The organism is Leucobacter aridicollis (assembly GCF_024399335.1).
GTDB lineage: Bacteria > Actinomycetota > Actinomycetes > Actinomycetales > Microbacteriaceae > Leucobacter > Leucobacter aridicollis_A.
This window is the reverse complement of sequence record NZ_CP075339.1, coordinates 2,596,654-2,613,523: the sequence shown is the minus strand read 5'-3', so window position 1 is coordinate 2,613,523 and position 16,870 is coordinate 2,596,654. Positions and strand designations below refer to the sequence as shown.

14 protein-coding genes are annotated in these 16,870 nt (G+C 64.5%); 8 read left to right on the top strand and 6 right to left on the bottom strand.

What is annotated here, in order from left to right:
* Positions 1-45 precede the first annotated feature (45 nt).
* Genes KI794_RS11780 through KI794_RS11760 form a run of 5 tightly spaced genes read left to right on the top strand, consistent with a single transcriptional unit; the run spans position 46 to position 5,822 of the window.
* Positions 46-1,221, top strand: coding sequence for an ABC transporter substrate-binding protein (locus tag KI794_RS11780; RefSeq protein WP_119284680.1), 1,176 nt, complete (start codon positions 46-48; stop codon positions 1,219-1,221).
* A 30-nt stretch (positions 1,222-1,251) separates the two neighbouring features.
* The gene (locus KI794_RS11775) at positions 1,252-2,127 is read left to right on the top strand and encodes a branched-chain amino acid ABC transporter permease (RefSeq protein WP_119284679.1); all 876 of its coding nucleotides are present in this window, start codon (positions 1,252-1,254) and stop codon (positions 2,125-2,127) included.
* Between the two features lie 4 nt (positions 2,128-2,131).
* The gene (locus tag KI794_RS11770) at positions 2,132-3,850 is read left to right on the top strand and encodes a branched-chain amino acid ABC transporter ATP-binding protein/permease (protein ID WP_255808188.1); all 1,719 of its coding nucleotides are present in this window, start codon (positions 2,132-2,134) and stop codon (positions 3,848-3,850) included.
* Between the two features lie 2 nt (positions 3,851-3,852).
* Positions 3,853-4,578 carry an ABC transporter ATP-binding protein gene (locus KI794_RS11765; protein WP_255808187.1) on the top strand — a complete coding sequence of 242 codons (726 nt, stop codon included), beginning with the start codon at positions 3,853-3,855 and terminating at the stop codon, positions 4,576-4,578.
* A complete protein-coding gene (locus KI794_RS11760; RefSeq protein WP_255808186.1) occupies positions 4,575-5,822 on the top strand; it encodes an alpha-hydroxy acid oxidase in 1,248 nt (415 codons plus the stop codon). The genes KI794_RS11765 and KI794_RS11760 overlap by 4 nt, the downstream gene beginning before the upstream one ends.
* Positions 5,823-6,007: 185 nt before the next feature.
* Here KI794_RS11760 and KI794_RS11755 read toward each other — a convergent pair whose 3' ends face one another.
* The 4 genes from KI794_RS11755 to KI794_RS11740 form a co-directional block, all read right to left on the bottom strand.
* Positions 6,008-6,805: a FadR/GntR family transcriptional regulator gene (locus KI794_RS11755; RefSeq protein WP_119284676.1), complete on the bottom strand. Its 798-nt coding sequence runs from the start codon at positions 6,803-6,805 to the stop codon at positions 6,008-6,010.
* Positions 6,806-6,867: 62 nt separating this feature from the next.
* The gene (locus tag KI794_RS11750; RefSeq protein WP_255808185.1) at positions 6,868-7,890 is read right to left on the bottom strand and encodes an ABC transporter substrate-binding protein; all 1,023 of its coding nucleotides are present in this window, start codon (positions 7,888-7,890) and stop codon (positions 6,868-6,870) included.
* Positions 7,891-7,926: 36 nt separating this feature from the next.
* Positions 7,927-8,700 (bottom strand): ABC transporter ATP-binding protein, encoded by a 774-nt coding sequence (locus KI794_RS11745; protein WP_255808184.1) that lies wholly within the window; start codon positions 8,698-8,700, stop codon positions 7,927-7,929.
* Positions 8,697-9,707: a FecCD family ABC transporter permease gene (locus tag KI794_RS11740; RefSeq protein ID WP_255808183.1), complete on the bottom strand. Its 1,011-nt coding sequence runs from the start codon at positions 9,705-9,707 to the stop codon at positions 8,697-8,699. The genes KI794_RS11745 and KI794_RS11740 overlap by 4 nt, the downstream gene beginning before the upstream one ends.
* Positions 9,708-9,833: 126 nt before the next feature.
* On the opposite strand from KI794_RS11740, the gene KI794_RS11735 reads away from it, so the two are divergent.
* Both KI794_RS11735 and hemQ read left to right on the top strand, forming a co-directional pair.
* Positions 9,834-10,946, top strand: coding sequence for a ferrochelatase (locus tag KI794_RS11735; RefSeq protein WP_119284673.1), 1,113 nt, complete (start codon positions 9,834-9,836; stop codon positions 10,944-10,946).
* A 14-nt stretch (positions 10,947-10,960) separates the two neighbouring features.
* Complete coding sequence (gene hemQ, locus KI794_RS11730; protein WP_255808182.1) at positions 10,961-11,689, top strand: hydrogen peroxide-dependent heme synthase; 729 nt, start codon at positions 10,961-10,963, stop codon at positions 11,687-11,689.
* 106 nt (positions 11,690-11,795) lie between these two features.
* On the opposite strand, the gene KI794_RS11725 is transcribed toward hemQ, so the two are convergent.
* Positions 11,796-13,820 (bottom strand): fibronectin type III domain-containing protein, encoded by a 2,025-nt coding sequence (locus tag KI794_RS11725; protein ID WP_255808181.1) that lies wholly within the window; start codon positions 13,818-13,820, stop codon positions 11,796-11,798.
* Between the two features lie 399 nt (positions 13,821-14,219).
* A complete protein-coding gene (locus KI794_RS11720; protein ID WP_119284671.1) occupies positions 14,220-14,879 on the bottom strand; it encodes a fasciclin domain-containing protein in 660 nt (219 codons plus the stop codon).
* A 213-nt stretch (positions 14,880-15,092) separates the two neighbouring features.
* On the opposite strand from KI794_RS11720, the gene KI794_RS11715 reads away from it, so the two are divergent.
* Positions 15,093-16,820 (top strand): cytochrome c biogenesis protein DipZ, encoded by a 1,728-nt coding sequence (locus tag KI794_RS11715; protein ID WP_255808180.1) that lies wholly within the window; start codon positions 15,093-15,095, stop codon positions 16,818-16,820.
* The last annotated feature ends 50 nt before the right edge of the window (positions 16,821-16,870 follow it).

Genomic DNA, 16,870 nt, shown 5'->3' with positions numbered 1-16,870 from the left:
TATTTCCACACGTTTTTGCGTGCTCAATTCTGCTAGGAGAACTCAATGAAGATGAAGCTTCGCGCCGCCGCAGTTGTGTCAGCGTCCGCCCTGTTGCTCGCCGGTTGCAGCACCGGTGGGGGAGACGAATCCGGCGGTGAGGCGGGCGGCCTCGTCGGAACCGGATCGGGCGACAGCTGCGTCATCGACAGCCCCGTCAAGATCGGTGCGGCGCTGAGCCTCACTGGCGGCGCTGGCAGCTACGGCGCGTCGCAGCAGCAGGGCCTCGAGCTTGCGCTCGCCGAGCTCAACGCTGCCGACGGCATCGAGTACAAGCTCAGCATTGAAGACGACGCGTCCGAGCCGCGCCAGGGCATTAGCGTGATGGAGACCTTCGCAGGCGACGGCACAAGCATCGTGCTCGGCCCGACGCTCTCGAACACCGCGGTCGCTGCAATGCCAATCGCCAACGAGGCAGGCATGCCAGTCATGGGCATCTCGACGACGGCAGGCGGCATCACCGACATCGGCGAGTTCGTTTTCCGTGACTCGCTCACCGAAGCACAGGTGATCCCGCAGACGATCGACGCCGTCATCGACGAGTTCGGGCTGAAGAAGGTCGTCGTGATGTACTCGAACGACGACGCCTTCACGGAATCGGGCTACGAAGTTATGGCAGAGACGCTCGAGGGCACCGACGTCGAGGTACTCGACACTCTCACATTCTCGAAGGCAGACACCGACTTCCGCAGCCTCCTCACAGCGGCAAAGGACAAGAACCCCGACGCAATCGTCGTCTCGGCGCTGATCGAGGCAGCCATCCCGCTCGTCACGCAGGCGCGCGAGCTCGGCATCGATCAGCCGATCATCGGCGGCAACGGGTTCAACAACCCGAAGCTCATGGCAGACGCGGGTGATGCGGCAGAGGGCGTCGTCGTCGGTGCCGCGTGGAACTCGGCGTCGGACAACGCTGAGAACCAGGCGTTCCTCGCAGCATACGAAGAAAAGTTCGGCGCGCAGCCCGACCAGTTCGCGGCCCAGGCGTACTCGGCGCTCTACCTCATCGACGACGCGATCCGTAGCACCTGCTCGGCTGAGCGTGCCGACCTTCGCGACTCGATCGCTCAGCTCAAGGATGTCGCAACGCCACTCGGCGCGGTCAGCATCAACGAGAACCGCGACGCAGAGCACCCGGCAGTCGTGCAGATCGTCAAGGACGGCAAGTTCGCCGTTCTGCGCTAAGCACGCACCACCCCTGAACGAGGATCACCCATGCAGCAATTGCTTAACGGCCTATTCATAGGCTCGATCTACGCGCTATTCGCCATCGGCTTCACGCTGGTGTTTGGCATTCTGGATCGCCTCAATTTGGCGCATCCAGCCGTGTTCGCGGCCTCGGCGTTCGTCGGCATCGGCCTCGCCGAAGCGTTCGAACTGTCGATCTGGGTGATCCTCGTTCTCGTGTTTGTATTCGGGGCGCTCCTTGGCTTGGTGATTGAACGGGTGGCCTTCCGCCCGCTCAAGAACCGGCCAGACGCCCACTTTGCGGGGCTGATCGCGTCGATCGCGATGGCAGGAATGATCGTCGCAGTGCTGCAAGCCTTCTTCGGCCCGCAGACGCGGCGATTCCCCGAGGGCACAGCGCCCGAGGGGAAGGTCGAGCTGTTTGGCGCGAGCGCCACCTACGTGCAGCTCGCAATCGTCGTGATCTGCATCGGCCTCGTCATCGCACTCAACGTGCTCGTGAAGCGCTCGTCGCTTGGCCGCTCGATGCGCGCAGTCGCCGAGAACCCGACCGCGGCGCGCGTACTCGGAATCAACGTTGACCGCGTCACTGCAATGACCTTCTCAATATCGTCGGCACTCGGTGCCGTCGCAGGCGTCCTGTTCGCGCTCAACGTGAACAGTGCACAGCTCGGCATGGGAACCGCGATCGAGCTGAAGGGCCTCGCTGTCATCATCGTCGGCGGAATGGGGTCGCTGCCGGGCGCACTCGTCGGCGGACTCGTGCTTGGAATCGCTGAAGTCTTCGCGATCCAGTACATCGGATCGAGCTGGCGCGACTTCATCGCGTTCGCGCTGCTGTTTGTCATCCTGCTGCTCATGCCGCAGGGAATCTTCGGCAAGCGGAAGGTGCGCGAGGTCTAAACACATGTTTACAGAATCAGTTCTCGTCTTCATCGCCCTCAACGGCATCTTCGCCTACTCGTTCTACGCAGTGCTCGTCGCTGGCCAGCTCAGCCTCGGCCAGGCCGGCTTCGCAGGTATTGCAGCCTTCGTTGCCGCCACCCTTGCACCCACCCCCGCGTCGTGGGGCCCAGTGCCGACACTCATCGTCGCGATCCTCATCGGCATGGTCGTTGGCTCGCTCGCAGCGGTGATTCTCGGCATCCCGACAATGCGACTGCGTGGCGTCTTCCTCGCGATCGCGACGCTCGGTTTCGCCGAGGGTATTCGAATCTTCATTCTCAACCAGTCTTGGACCGGCGGCGCTCAGGGCATGTCGGTGCCGAAAATCGTTGGCCCCGAGCTTGCCTGGGTACTGCTCGTAGTCGTCGCGTACTGGTTCTGGCGTCAGGGCAGGTCGCGCTACGGTCGCGCGCTCGAAGCGATCCGCGAGGACGAGCTCGCCGCTCGCTCGATCGGGATCGACGTCGGCCGCCACCGCCTCGCAGCCTTCGTGTCGGCTGGTGCAATCGCTGGCCTGTACGGCGTGCTGTGGGCATACTTCATGCGTATCATCGCGCCCGAGGACTTCAGCTTCTCCACCGCCATCGATGGCCTCGTCACGGCTGTCGTCGGTGGCTCAACGAACTTCTTCGGCCCGATTCTTGGCTCTGGCTTCCAGACAATGCTGCCCGAGCTGCAGCGGGCGGTCGGAATCGAAGCAGGGTGGCTGCGCCCCTTCATCTCCGGGCTGCTCCTGCTCATCGTGATCCTGTACCTCCCCGGCGGCATCGCGAGCCTCGTGCCGCGCCGCAAGCAGAAGATTGACGTCGCGGCTCTCACCGCGGCTGGCGCTGCCCCCGCAGCAATGCGTTCGCACCCAGCCAAGGGCGAGGTCGTCGTGCAGCTCGAAGGGCTCGCTAAGGAGTACGGCGGAGTACACGCGGTGCAGGGCGTCGACCTCACGATCCGAAGCGGCGACGTAGTCGGCCTCATCGGGCCAAATGGCGCAGGTAAGACAACGCTCGTGAACATGATCAGCGGACTCATCCCGCCCTCGAGCGGGTCGGCGACAGTGCTCGGCGTCGAGGTGGGGCGCACCCCGGTCCACAAGATTGCAGCGGCAGGCGTCACTCGAACGTTCCAGCACTCGAAGCTCTTCAACAGGCTGACGGCGCTCGAGAACGTTCTCATCGGCACCCACCTCGTCGCGAAGCCGACATTCCTGCGGCGCCTCCTGTGGCTGCCGTCGGCGCGCCGAGACGAGCGTGTGGCGCTCGCTCAGGCCGCTCGCTGCCTCGACAGAGTTGGTCTCGTCGACAAGGCGAACGTCGAAGCGAAGGGGCTTTCGTACGGCGACCAGCGGCGACTCGAGATCGCACGGGCCCTCGCGGCCGACCCCTCTGTCCTGATCCTTGACGAGCCAGCCGCAGGTATGAACCACGTCGAGGCCGAGGCACTTTCCGAGCTCATCAGGTCACTCGCAAACGACGGGCTGACAATCATCTTCATCGAGCACAACGTCGGAATGGTGCTGGGCACCTGTGACCACATCGCGGTGCTCAACTTCGGCCAGCTCCTCGCGAGCGGCACGCCTGCAGAAATTGAGGCTGACGAGCGAGTCATCGAGGCGTACCTCGGCGCGGTGCAGGAACCAGACGCAGACGCAGCTTCGGGCTCCGACTCGACAACCGGGAAGGCCTAACCATGACAGAGCCAATTCTTCGCGTCACCGACCTCACAGTGTCATATGGCAAGGTCGAAGCTGTGCGCGGTATCTCGTTTGAGGTGCAGCAAGGGTCACTTGTGACGCTCGTTGGCGCGAACGGCGCCGGCAAATCGTCGATCATTAATGCGATCTCTGGCATTGTGAAGCCCACCGGAGGAAAGATCTTCTTCGAGGGGCAAGACATCACGAAGACAAGCGCGCACAAGCTCGTTGGCCGCGGCCTTGTGCAGGTTCCTGAAGGGCGCCAGGTGCTCAGCACGCTGACGATCGGCGAGAACCTGCAGCTCGGAGCGCGAAAACTGCGCGGAGGTGCAGCTGCCGCGATCGACGGTATCTACGAGCGGTTCCCCGTGCTCGGCGAGCGGCGGCAGCTGCCCGCCGGATCCCTGTCAGGCGGCGAACAACAGATGCTCGCGATCGGACGAGCAATGCTCGCTGAGCCGCGCGTGATCTTCATGGACGAGCCATCGATGGGACTCGCGCCGAAGATCGTCGACGAGGTGTTCAAAGTCATCGAGGAGATCCGCTCAGGCGGTACCACTGTCGTGCTCGTCGAGCAGAACGCACGCAGGGCACTCCAAGCAGCAGACGAGGGCCACATCCTCCAGAACGGTGAAATCGTGCGCTCCGGCACGGGAGCTGAGCTTCTCGCAGACGACGGAATCATTCAGGCATACCTCGGAACTGGTGGTGGAGACAAGTGAGTAGCGAGAACGCTGACTCCCTCGGAACTCGCAAGATTGCACGCAAGCTGCCGAAGTGGAGCGAAATCTCGCCATTCCTCGGCTTCAAGAAGCCCGAACTCGACCCCGTCGAACGTCGACTCCAACGTGCGCTGACTGTCAAGGACCTTGCGGAGGCGGCGCGCAGGCGCACCCCAAAATCGGTGTTCTACTACGTACACGGCGCGGCAGAGGGAGAGCTCTCGATCTGGCGTGCACGCGACGCGTTCTCGCGAGTCGAGTTCGAGCCGCGCGTGCTGCACGACGTCGCGAACGTCGACACACGAACCACCATCCTCGGCAAGGAAGCGAGCTTCCCGCTTATCCTTGCCCCCACTGGCTTCACCCGGATGATGCAGCATGAGGGCGAGGTCGCCGTTGCGCGGGCCGCGGCTCGCGCCGGTGTGCCGTACACCCTTTCGACGATGGGTACCACGGCCCCTGGAGATCTGCAGTCGGCCGTGCCCAGCGGCGACAACTGGTTCCAGCTGTACCTCTGGAAAGACCGCGCAGCAACGAAGCAGCTCATCGACCAGGTACGTGAAGCCGGCTACGACACCCTCGTACTGACTGTAGACACTCCGGTGGCGGGCAACCGCCTGCGCGACACACGAAACGGCCTGACGATCCCGCCGTCGCTGAGCGTGAAGACCTTTGTCGACTTTGCCCTGTACCCGAATTGGTGGGCAAACATCCTCACGACAGAACCGATCGAGTTCGCCAGCCTGAAATCGTTTGACGGCACAGTCGCGGAGCTCGTCGGCAAGATGTTCGACCCGAGCCTCAGCCTTGATGACGTGAAGTGGCTCCGCGACGAATGGGAGGGTTCCCTCGTTGTGAAGGGCATCCAGTCAGTCGAAGACGCGAAGCGAGTCGTCGAGCTGGGTGTCGACGCGGTCGTGGTATCGAACCACGGCGGGCGTCAGCTCGACCGCGCGCCAACACCGCTCGAGCTGCTACCGCGGGTGGCTGAGGCGGTGAACGGGAGGGCCCAAGTCTTCCTCGACACCGGCATCCTCTCGGGCGCAGACGTGCTCGCTGCCGTTGGCTTGGGCGCCGACGCCTGCATGGTTGGGCGGGCGTACCTCTATGGCCTTATGGCCGGGGGAGAGCGTGGCGTCGACAGGATGTTCGAGATCATGAGGTCGGAAGCCGTGCGCACCATGCAACTGACCGGCGTTGACAGCGTGCAAGAGATGCGCGGGCGGGTGACGCTCAGGGCCTAGGCGCGCCATCCCGGGGGTGTGCCCGTGGCTGGGGCGTCGGCGCGTAGGTCTGTGATCTGCAGAAGATCTGCTGCTCCGCCCAGCGTTTGGGCATGTGTAGTGCAGATCCCAGGCCTAGTAGAAAGCCCGGGGAGCCTGCGCAGCGCGTAGTGCGTCGCGGCGCCAACGCACTACACAGGCGCCGCCTAGGGGGTCTCTGTGGCCAGGCCCTGTGGGTCGTAGCCGGCCCCGATGAGGCTTTCTGCGCGCTCAGTGTTCGGGCTGAGATCGAGCATGTCTGCGTGCACCCCGAGGTCGCGGTCAGCGTGCAACGCCATTGTGTGTGCGGCGTCGCGCACATCACGCTCCTCGATAGCCTTCAGCAGCGCCCCATGGTCGACGTGCATCGTGTCTGAAGAGATGCCAAGAAATACAACCCCGCGCGCCACGGCCCGGCCGAGGACAGTCATGACTCCCGTGTACAGGTCGAGCAGGAGTTTGCTGCCGCTCGCCTCTACGATCAACCTGTGAAAAGAGTCGGGCCGGGCGATATCGTTGCAGCGCTCGCAGTTTGCTGGGTTCATCGCTGCACCCTCGGGAGCCTCGTCGAATGTGAGACTCCGCTCGTAACTCGCACGCAGCGCAGCCAGCTGCGCGTCACTGCGCTTGACCGCCGCAGTCTGTGCCGCCTCGATTTCGAGTGAGCGGCGGTAGATGAGCACCTCTTCAAGGTCTTGCTCGATGAGAAACTCGGTGAGCAGTGAGCTCACTGGGGTCCGAGCGCGCACGAACGTTCCGACGCCGGGAACTGGCTCGAGCATTCCGAGGGTCGTGAGCGAGCGGACAGCTTCGCGCACAGTTGACCTGCCAACGCCGATGAGGTCCATGAGCTCAGGCTCTTTCGGGATGAGCTGGCCGATTGGCCACTCACCCGTGCTGATGCGCGAACGGAGGAAATCATGAGCCTCGCGCACCTTGTGCGAACCGAGCTGTGTGGAGGACATGCACTGAGTGTATCGAGCGCGCACCGCATTGGGGGCGGCACGCGCTCAGGTAGTGTGCGGGGCTACCCGAGTGTCGCCACCCAGTCGGTGAGAGATTTGAGGCCGCCGACGGTCGAGTCGAGGCCCAACGCCTGCACTTCTCGGCCCGTGACCCGCATGAGCATGTCGTCTGCTGCGGCAGGAACGGTGGCGACTGCGGGGTTCGCGAGCAGCTCCGCATACATGCGGTCGCCTGTGCCATTCATGTCGATGAGTACGATGCCGTCGGGGTTCGCCTCGACAATCTGTTCGGCGCTGATCGGCCCAGTTGTCTCCATTCCGAGTTCATCAGACACGCTGACGGCGCCCGCAAGATCGAGGAGGTGCAGCGGGAACGCGTCGCCTCCTGTCGCGAACGGTCTGCCGGCCTGGTTGGTGAGTACGAGCACTCGCGGGGCGTCAGACGCTTTCGCCCCGGCGACTTTCGCTGCGCTCTCGGTGAGCCCGTCGTCGATCGCCGCAACAAGCGCGTCCGCGTGTGCCTCAGTACCCGTCGCCTGGCCGATGAGGGAGACGTTTTTCGCGAGGATGCTCGGACTCGTCCAGGGGTCTGGCAGCTGTAAGGTCGGGAGGCCGGCCTCTGCAAGCACTGCACCGATTGACGATTCCGCTCCGTGCCGAGGGCTCATGACGACGAGGTCGGGCGCGGCAGCGATCACAGTCTCGGTATCGAGGTTCATCGCGACGGGGAATGTGGCGGGAACGTTGGCAAGCTCCTCAGTGTGACCGCCGAGCGCCGGATTGAGTACAGCCTCGGGGATGAGCACGACATTGTCGGCGAGCCCGAGCTCGGCAAGCACCTCGGCGCTTTCGTAGTCGAGGGCAGCAATCGCCTTCGGCTGAGCCTCAATCGTGAGGCTGTGTGCGTCACCGCCGCGACCCGCGGGAATCTCGATGGTGCGCGGAAAGCCCTGTCCTCGGTGCGCGCCCGTGTCGTGCTCAGACGATCCTGATTGCTCGGCAGGTGCTGCTGCAGCGCAGCCTGTGAACGCCATCGCTGAGAGGGCGATGAACGCAACCGTGGTGAGCGTGCGAGTGGTCTTCATGTCTTCCTTTCGCGAGGGGCGGCTGGCGCTCCGCGATTAGTCATCCGCTGCGAGAATGCGGCGGCCCTGCGGGGTGGTGTGGATCGTGGTGCGTACTCCATACGCTGCGAATACGCGGTCGGGTCCGAGCACCTCATGAGGCGGACCGCTGTGCGACGCGCCGCCTGGATCGAGCAGGAGCACTCGTGTACACGTGTTGAGGGCAAGGCTGAGATCGTGAATTGCGGCGATCACGATCCGGCCCTGATTGCCGAGGCCTCGCATGATTTGCTCGACCGCGCGTTGGTGGGCGAGATCGAGCGCGCTTGTCGGTTCGTCCATGACCACAATTGGGGTGTTCTGTGCGAGCACGCGCGCGAGTTGAACGAGCTGGCGCTGGCCTCCAGAGAGCGTCCCGTACCGGCGGTCTGCGAGGTTCGATATCCCGGCGCGCGTGAGTGCCGCCGCGACGGCTTCGGCCGGATCCTCCCGCCCCGAGGCCCAGGCGCCAACCGCGACAAGCTCGTTGACGCGCAGCTCGCCTGGCGCTCCATGATCCTGCGCCATGAGCGAGACGACCTGGGCACGGCGTTTCGGGCGGAGCCTGCCGAGATCCTCACCTCCGAACACCGCCCGACCGTAGCTTGTGACGCCCGAGTGCGCGATCGCGCCGAGCAGGGAGGATTTTCCGACGCCGTTCGGGCCGACGATCCCCAGCACCGTGCCGGGCTCGAGCCGCAGCGACAGCGGGTCGCTCAGCGAAGCGCTGCCGCGTATTGCACCGAACTCAGTGAGCTCTAGCGGCTGCAGCACGCTCGGGGCGGGGATCACGAGCGGCCCTTTCGGAGTAGGAGCGCGAGGAATACGGGCGCGCCGACGAGCGCGGCGACGACGCCTGTCTGCACGACAACTGCTCCGAATGCGGTGCGCGCGACGGTGTCGGCGGCGATGAGGAAGAGCGCCCCACCGAGTGCCGCGAGAGGCAGGAGTCGCGCGTGCGACGCGCCGACGAGTAGTCGAAGAAAGTGGGGTACAACGAGACCGACGAAGCTGATGATTCCGCTCACCGCGACTGCGGCTCCCGTGACGAGCGCGGCGACGAGCAGAAGTACCGTGCGCTCTCGCGTGACGTTCACCCCGGAGGTCGCGGCGATCTCTTCGCCGAGCGAGAGCGCGTCTAGCGCACGCACTCGCGTCGCGAGGTAGGCGACGCCGATCAGGATCGGGGCAATGGCGAGAGTGACGTGATCCCAGCTCCGCAGTTCGAGGTCTCCGGCGAGCCAGAACATTGCGCTGCGTACCAGCGCGTCGTCTTTCGCGTTCGCAATGAGAACGTTGATGAGCGCGCCGGCGAGGGCACTGATTGAAACGCCGACGAGAATGATGGTGCCCGGTCCAAGGTCGCGACGGCTCCGCAGCACGCTGAGCAGAATTAGGGCGACTGTGGCGGCTCCGGCGAATGCTGCGACCGGGACTCCCCACTGATGCGTGCCAGAGAACCCGAGAGTGATGCCGGCGACAGCCCCGACTGCAGCGCCTGCGGACACGCCGGTGATGCCTGGCTCTGCGAGCGGGTTTCGCAGGATGGCCTGCATGACGGTTCCGACGACGGCGAGCGCCGCGCCGACGAGTGCGGCCACGGCAATCCGGGGGAGTCTGATCGACCACACGACAGTCGCCGCCTGCATTTCTGCGTTGGCTGGCGCGAAGAGGGCGCCGAGCGTCTCGCCAGGGCTGAGGCGTACGATGCCAAGCATGAGCGAGAACAGTGCGCATACGCCGAGCGCGAGTGTTCCGACAATTGCGGTCCACATCGCTGGGTGTCGTGTGCGGCTCACGGATCTCCTGGTGCCGATTGAGTGCGGGCGTCGAATGGCGCCTGGTCCACTCTAGCCATAGATCAGATCTAATAAGTCAGATCTTTCACATCAGACGTTCAGGTTCGGTCGAATAGCGTACGGAGCGTGACTGAGAATTCGCCCGCCGCACTCGCGGCTCCTTACGATGCCCTGCTCCTCTGCTCCTTTGGCGGCCCCAACGGGCCCGACGACGTGCTTCCGTTCTTGCGCAATGTCACCGTTGGCAAGAACATCCCGGAGGACCGACTCGTCGAAGTGGGTGAGCACTACGGGCACTTCGAGGGCAAGAGTCCGATCAACGAGCAAAACCTTGACCTGTTGCGGGCGCTGCAGGTCGAGCTCGAACGCCGCGGCATCGAACTGCCGGTCGTCTGGGGCAACCGAAACTGGCACCCGTACACAGTCGACACTCTTCGCGATGCTGTTGCGTTTGGCGCGAAGCGCGTACTCACCATCGTAACCAGCGCCTACGCCTCGTACTCGGGGAGCCGCCAGTACCGCGAGCACCTCGCTGCGGCGGTCGCCGATCTCGGTGACGCGGCCCCAGAGATTGATATCGTTCGACCGTTCTTCAATGACCCGGGCTTCGTCGCCGCAAACGCAGACGCAATTGCGGAAGCCGCGGTGAAGCTCGACGGCGGTCTCGCCGGCGCCCACGTCGTCTACGTCACCCACTCGATCCCGGACACGATGCAGGACGCGTCGGCCGAGACCGGACCCGGGTACCGTGAGCAGCACGAGGATGTGCTTGCGACGATCAACGCGCTTCTCGCTGGCGATGTCGCGCCGGCATTCGAATCCTCGCTCGCGTACTGCTCGCGTTCAGGCGACCCGCGGACCCCGTGGCTCGAACCTGACGTCAACGATCACCTCGAAGAGCTTGCAAAACAGGGCGTGCGCAAGGTTGTTATCGCCCCGATCGGTTTCATCTCCGACCACATGGAGGTCGCATTCGACCTCGACACCGAGGCGATGGAGACAGCTGGCGAACTCGGGATTCAGGCCGTCAGAGCCGACACGGTCGGAGTGCGAGACAAGTTCGTGTCCGGCCTCGTCGACCTCGTCGTCGAGCGTGCCGCCCGTGAGCGGGGCGAGGACGCCACGCCAGTGACCGTCGGGGAGTACCCGGCGCTGCCAGACGTCGCCCCACCCGGGAGCTGCCGTATGCGCCACGGCGAGGTGACAGGCATTCCTGTGCTCGCCGGGGCCGAGGATTAACCGAAGGAGAGATCGTGACCGAGACTGTTCGCCCTGTCATTGACCACAGCGCAATTGCCGAGTCCATCAACGAGGCGGTGAACTACACAATGTTCGCGGTGTTCCGCGAGGAGCGCGCCGCCGCCGCAGTGGCGAATCCCGCGGCAGCGGTCTCTGCGACTGTCGCGGCGCTGGCTGCGGTCGACGGACTGAGCGTCCGCGGATGGTACGACGTCGCCGGCTTCCGCGCGGACGCCGACGTGCTCGTCTGGCTCCACGCCCCCTCGACCGAGGCACTACAAGCGGGCTACCGTGCGATCCTCACTGGCGCAGGCGGCAGACTCGCACCTGTGTGGTCGAACATCGGTGTGCACCGCGCAGCCGAGTTCAACAGGGCACACATCCCCGCCTTTCTTGCGGGTGAGACCCCGGGCGATTACCTCTGCGTGTACCCGTTCGTGCGCAGCCGCGAATGGTATCTCCTGCCAGACGAGGAGCGCTCGAAGATGCTCCGGGAGCACGGTGCAGCCGCCCGTGACTACGGAGACGTGCTCGCGAACACTGTCGCGTCGTTCGCGCTCGGCGACTATGAATGGCTGCTCGCGTTCGAGTCGGCCGATCTGACGCGCATCGTGGACTTGATGCGTGAGCTTCGTGCGACGGAGGCCCGTCGCCACGTGATCGAGGAGACGCCGTTCTTCACGGGTCCGCGTGTCGAGCCCGAGGTCCTGCTTGCTCGTGTGCTCGGGAGCGCCGCCGAGTAGCGTCGCCGCACCGAACTCTCGAATGGGTCAGGCCGTCGTGGGGGCGGGCTGACCCATTCGGGTTGTGCGGGGCCTAGCTGTTTGCAGCCGGCCCCGCACTTGCGATCTAGGCTGTCGTGCGGCGCTTCCGCGCGAGGAGCCACATCGCGCCCGCGGCGACGAGGGCCGCGCCAACTGCCAGGCTGGCCGGTACGCTAGAGCCGCTCTGTGCCAGCGCGTTAGCGCCGCCTTTCGGGGTCGGATGAGTGCCCGAGCCGTCGCCGCCAGTGCCGGGGGCCGTCGGGCCGGTGGGGGCGGGGTTCGTGGGATCTGGATCGGTGGGGTCTGGATCGGTGGGATCTGGATCCGGAACCTCAGCGAGCTCAACCTGCGCCGCCGCCAAGGCGGTGACTGCCGTGCCGTCGGGTGCGACCCCGACCACAGAGACGGAGTTCGCAGCCGTGAGGTCCGCGAGATGTGCCTCGGTCAATGGCGTGACGATCTCGACCCGCGTCGACTCGCCCACCTCAAGGTCACCGACCGCGACGGTCTTAGCCACGCCGTCAGTGTCACCCTCAAACACTGCGGCGACGTCAGCGAGCGGCGTATTGCCTGGATTGGTGATCGTCGCTTCCCACGTCACGCCCGCGCCGAGTGCGGTCACCTCAGGAGCCGTCCCGGTGAGCGTTGTTGCGACAGCGGGCGCTGCATCGGCCGCAACAACAGCGTCAACGATCGCACTGTCGCCCCTGCCGGCCTCGCTGTACGCGCTCACGCGGAAGTCGTATGCGCCGGGTGCGAGACCGTCGATCGTCGCAGTGGTGCTGAGGCTGACGTCTCGTTCGATTGCCTGCCAGGTCGCCCCGCCGTCGTGAGAGCGCTCGATGACGTAGTCGAGTACGGGCGCCTGACCGTAGGTAGTTTCAACCGCATCCCATGACAGCTCGACGGTTCCCGCGGCGGCACCAGTCGTGCCGGCGAGCCCAGACACTGGCGAGGGGCTCTCCGCGAGAATGCGGAGGCTGTGTTCGCCTTTCGCTGTCATCACGATCCAGCCCTCCTCCGTGATCGCGAGATCGCGCGCCGAGGTATACGGCACGTCACGCACCTGCACGTCTGCGACGTACTCGCCGGCGTGCGTGAACCGCTGCACCGGGCCGCTCTGCGGAATCGTGTACAGGCCATTCGCTGGTCCGATGACCGTGTTGTACATCATGACCTCCGGGAAGCTCAGCGCGCCGTCTTCCGCGAACGTGTGGTCGAGCTGCCAGTCGGATCCGTCGTCGGTGAGGGTCCATCGCTGCACCATGCCAGCGCCTGGACTCCTGTTGTACCCGAGGTCGGTTGTGTAGATTGACAGGCCGTCCGTGGACACTCCGTAGATGTCGCTCAGCCCGCCTGGCCCGTTGGTCGCGGCGGGGTTGGGGGATGCCCCTGCTGTCTGGCCCTCGCCGGTGAGCCGGTGGAGCGGTTCGCCGTCTGGCACTGAAAAGACACTGACGACGTTGCAACCTTCGTAGGGGGCGTAGAGCTTGTCGTCGAGCACGGTGAAGTAGGGTCCCCATGCCAGCTCACCCTCGGCGAGCTGGGTGCATCCCTGGTCGCCGCCGACGCCAGCGTTGCCGATGACCGTGTGGCCTTCGTCGTAGAACAGGATCGTGCCTGTAGGCGTCGAGACGTTGCCGTTGGTGTCTGAGACGGCGATGCCGCCGCCAGGGAGAGCCTCGATGCCGCGCGGCTCTGCCCATGGCTCGGTGCCGCCAGCTGGACTGTCGCGGCCGGAATCTCGGTTCGCGTAGTGCAGCGGGGCGTTCCAGCCAGCGCCAAGGTAGCCGGTTCCGTCCGCGTACTCGCCGTTGCCGAGGTAGTCGCCTGCGTTCGGGTCGAGCGTGCCCGGCCGGTACTCGGTGATGCCGCGCGATGCGCCATCGGTGACTGCGTACCAGATGCTCCCGGCATCGTCGATCGTGACGCCGTAGATGTTGGGGATGGTTTCAAGGCTGTCGCCGATGAGGCCGTACTCTCCGCTCGCCTCAGCCTTGCCGTCGGGGAGCGGGTCCTGCACCGCCTGCGCGGCACCGGGTGCGATCGCGAGTGTGGAGGCTGCAAGCGTCGCAGCGAGGAAGCCTCCGAGGCGGGTGGAGTGTGGCATGCGTGATCCTTCGAGTTCGTTGTCTCGCGTCGGTTGTAATCGACGACGGCACGGCTACGCGGTGCTTGAAGAGCGTAAATCTCGTGCGTCGTCTCACTGCACAGCAGGTGGAGTTTTCGGCAACATTTGTGACATTGTGGCTGTCGCTTGAGTAGTCCAAACCTGGAATCCGGCGCCCCAATGCGGGGTCACTGAGCAGTTTGATGCTCACTCATGGCGATCGACGCTAACCGAGGGCTCAGGGGAATGGCTGGTGCTTCGCTGGCCCCGCGCTCACGCAGCCAACGCTCACTTCCACTGGCTGGGCTGGCGAAACGACGAACCGAAAACGCCGGTGAGGCCACGGAAAGTCGTGGCCTCACCGGCGTCGCCCAACGGCTGTCGAGAAGGGCTTCCCCGCTACTTCTCGGTCGCCGGAGGCAGGAGAACGCTGTCAACGAGATAGACGACAGCGTTGGCGGTCTGTACGCCGCCACAGATCACGTTTGCGTCGTTCACCTTCAAAGCGTCGCCCTCACCAGTCACCGTGAGTTCGGCACCGTTGACTGTTGTGTGCGTGCCGGCGATGTCGGCTGGCTCGATCTGGCCGGGCACTACGTGGTAGGTGAGGATTGACGAGAGCATCTCACTGTCGGTCTTCAGCGTGTCGATCGTTGCCGAATCGACCTTGGCAAAAGCGTCGTCAACGGGGGCGAACACCGTGAACTCGTCGCTGTTCAGCGTGTCGACGAGGTCGACGTCAGGGTTCAGGCCGCCGCTCACTGCGGCGACGAGCGTGGTGAGCAAGGGATTATTCGACGCCGCAACGGCGACTGGATCCTGAGACATGCCGACAATTGAGCCCGCGCCGGACGGCACTGCTTCGGCGTATGCGGCGCAGCCGGTTCCGACGAGATTCGCAGCGGGATCCATTTGCTGCTCGGTCTCACTCGGCCCCGACTGTTCGGTCGACGGGGCCTTCTCTGGCTCCGCTGAATCCATCGAGCATCCGGTGAGCGCTGCGGCCGCGACGAGCGTGAGTGCGAACGCAGTGCCGAGAGTCTTCTTCTTGGTGAACATGGGTTGCTCCTTCGAACGTTGTTCCGCGGATTTTCGCGGCTTATTGGGTTGTTCGGAGTCGCCCGATCATCGGATTGGAAATTGTGAAAAGAATTTTTTCGTCGGTGCGAAAGGGCTAGCAGCAATCCGCGTAGTCCGTGGCTCCGAACACCTCTGTGACAACTCACTTCACGGCGACGTCTCGCGTCACAGAGACAGAAAGGGGAGCGGCTCATGGACACAGTGCTTATTGGACTACTCGGCGGGCTCATCACGGGAATATCACCGTGCATCCTCCCGGTACTCCCAGTGATCTTCCTCACAGCCGGCGCAACGCAGGCAGGTCCCGGCAAGGCGCCTGTGGTCATTCCCGCCAAACGCAGCAGGCCATTCTGGATCATTGGTGGACTCGTGTTGAGTTTTTCCGTGGTCACCCTGATTGGTTCCCTGCTGCTCGGCCTGCTCCACATCCCGCCGACCGCCATTCGGTGGGTGGGCGTTGCGGTGCTGTTGGTTATCGGAGTAGGGATGCTGTTTCCAGGGTTCGAGCAACTGCTTGAGAAGCCGTTTCAGCGGTTGCCGCGTCGCAAGGTCGGCGATGGCGGAAACGGATTTGGTATGGGGCTCGCCCTCGGCACGGTGTTTGTGCCGTGCGCCGGGCCGGTGCTTGCCGCGATCATCGTCGCGGGAGCCACAGGTTCGATCGGCCCAGACACGGTGCTTCTTACGGTGTCGTTTGCGATTGGCGTCGCAGTACCGTTACTCGTGTTTGCGCTCGCGGGGAGTAGCGTCGCGCAGCGAATTCGGGGCTTCAGGCGACGCGAACGCGGCATCCGGATCGCCGGCGGGATCGCGCTGATCGCGCTTGCCGCTGGTCTCGCGTTCGATGTGCCGCAGGCGCTCCAGCGTCTCGTGCCGGACTACACGGCTGGGCTCCAACAACAGCTCGCCGGAAGCGACGCCGCCGAGCGCACGCTCAGTCTGGGTGGCTTGGTCACTGATGAGAACCGGGAGCTTGACAACTGTGCAGCCAACGCCGAGGAGCTTCGCTCGTGCGGTACCGCGCCAGCGCTCTTCGGCATCGAGGCGTGGCTGAACACTGAGGGCGGGGCTCCGGTCGACCTCGACGACCTCCGGGGTAACGTTGTGCTCGTCGACTTCTGGGCCTACTCGTGCATCAACTGCCAACGCTCGATCCCGCACGTTGTCGCGTGGGATCGGGCCTACCGTGATGCTGGGTTGCGGGTGATTGGCGTGCACTCGCCCGAGTACGCGTTCGAGAAGGACGCCAGCAACGTTGAGGCTGGGGCGAACAAATTTGAGATCGAGTACCCGGTCGCCCTCGACAACAGTCTTGCGACCTGGACCAAATACCGTAACCGCTATTGGCCGGCCCACTACCTGATCGACGCCACGGGTACGGTGCGCCACATTTCGTTTGGTGAAGGAAACTACGAGACCACCGAACGCTTAATCCGCGAGCTACTCTTTGAAGCAGATTCCGATGTCGATCTCCCGGCCACCACCAACACGAGCGACGTCACGCCCAAGAACGGGAGCACCACCCCCGAGACATTCCTCGGTTCTGCAAAAGACCACAACTACGCAGGGGCTGGCAGGTACGGGCCGGGCGAGGGAACGTTCGATTTTCCGGCCAAACAGGGCCCGGACACGTTCGCCCTTGCAGGTGCATGGGACATCCAGACCCAATACGCGACACCGCTATCGAACGCGGGTGAGCCCGCGGCCGTGCGGCTCAACTACCGCGGGTCAGAGGTGAGGGTGGTTGTGGCTGGGGACGGCGAACTCACAGTCACGCTCCCAGGTGGTGGCGTTCGGACAGTCGCTGTTGGTGGTACTCCGCAGTCCTATCGCTTGGTTGAACCCGGCGATGCTTCGGAAGGGGCACTTGAACTGCAGGTCCCGACGGGTATTGAGGTCTACTCATTCACGTTTGGGTAGCGCTCGTGCGAGCGCTTGCGTCAACGAACACGCGGAGCAGTTGCTCGCGA

What these genes read in the sequence shown, in the direction of transcription:
- KI794_RS11750 (WP_255808185.1), bottom strand. Translation starts at nt 7,890, where the DNA reads ATGAAGACCACTCGCACGCTCACCACGGTTGCGTTCATCGCCCTCTCA.
- KI794_RS11775 (WP_119284679.1), top strand. Translation starts at nt 1,252, where the DNA reads ATGCAGCAATTGCTTAACGGCCTATTCATAGGCTCGATCTACGCGCTA.
- KI794_RS11780 (WP_119284680.1), top strand. Translation starts at nt 46, where the DNA reads ATGAAGATGAAGCTTCGCGCCGCCGCAGTTGTGTCAGCGTCCGCCCTG.
- KI794_RS11720 (WP_119284671.1), bottom strand. Translation starts at nt 14,879, where the DNA reads ATGTTCACCAAGAAGAAGACTCTCGGCACTGCGTTCGCACTCACGCTC.
- KI794_RS11755 (WP_119284676.1), bottom strand. Translation starts at nt 6,805, where the DNA reads ATGTCCTCCACACAGCTCGGTTCGCACAAGGTGCGCGAGGCTCATGAT.
- KI794_RS11770 (WP_255808188.1), top strand. Translation starts at nt 2,132, where the DNA reads ATGTTTACAGAATCAGTTCTCGTCTTCATCGCCCTCAACGGCATCTTC.
- KI794_RS11765 (WP_255808187.1), top strand. Translation starts at nt 3,853, where the DNA reads ATGACAGAGCCAATTCTTCGCGTCACCGACCTCACAGTGTCATATGGC.
- KI794_RS11715 (WP_255808180.1), top strand. Translation starts at nt 15,093, where the DNA reads ATGGACACAGTGCTTATTGGACTACTCGGCGGGCTCATCACGGGAATA.
- KI794_RS11725 (WP_255808181.1), bottom strand. Translation starts at nt 13,820, where the DNA reads ATGCCACACTCCACCCGCCTCGGAGGCTTCCTCGCTGCGACGCTTGCA.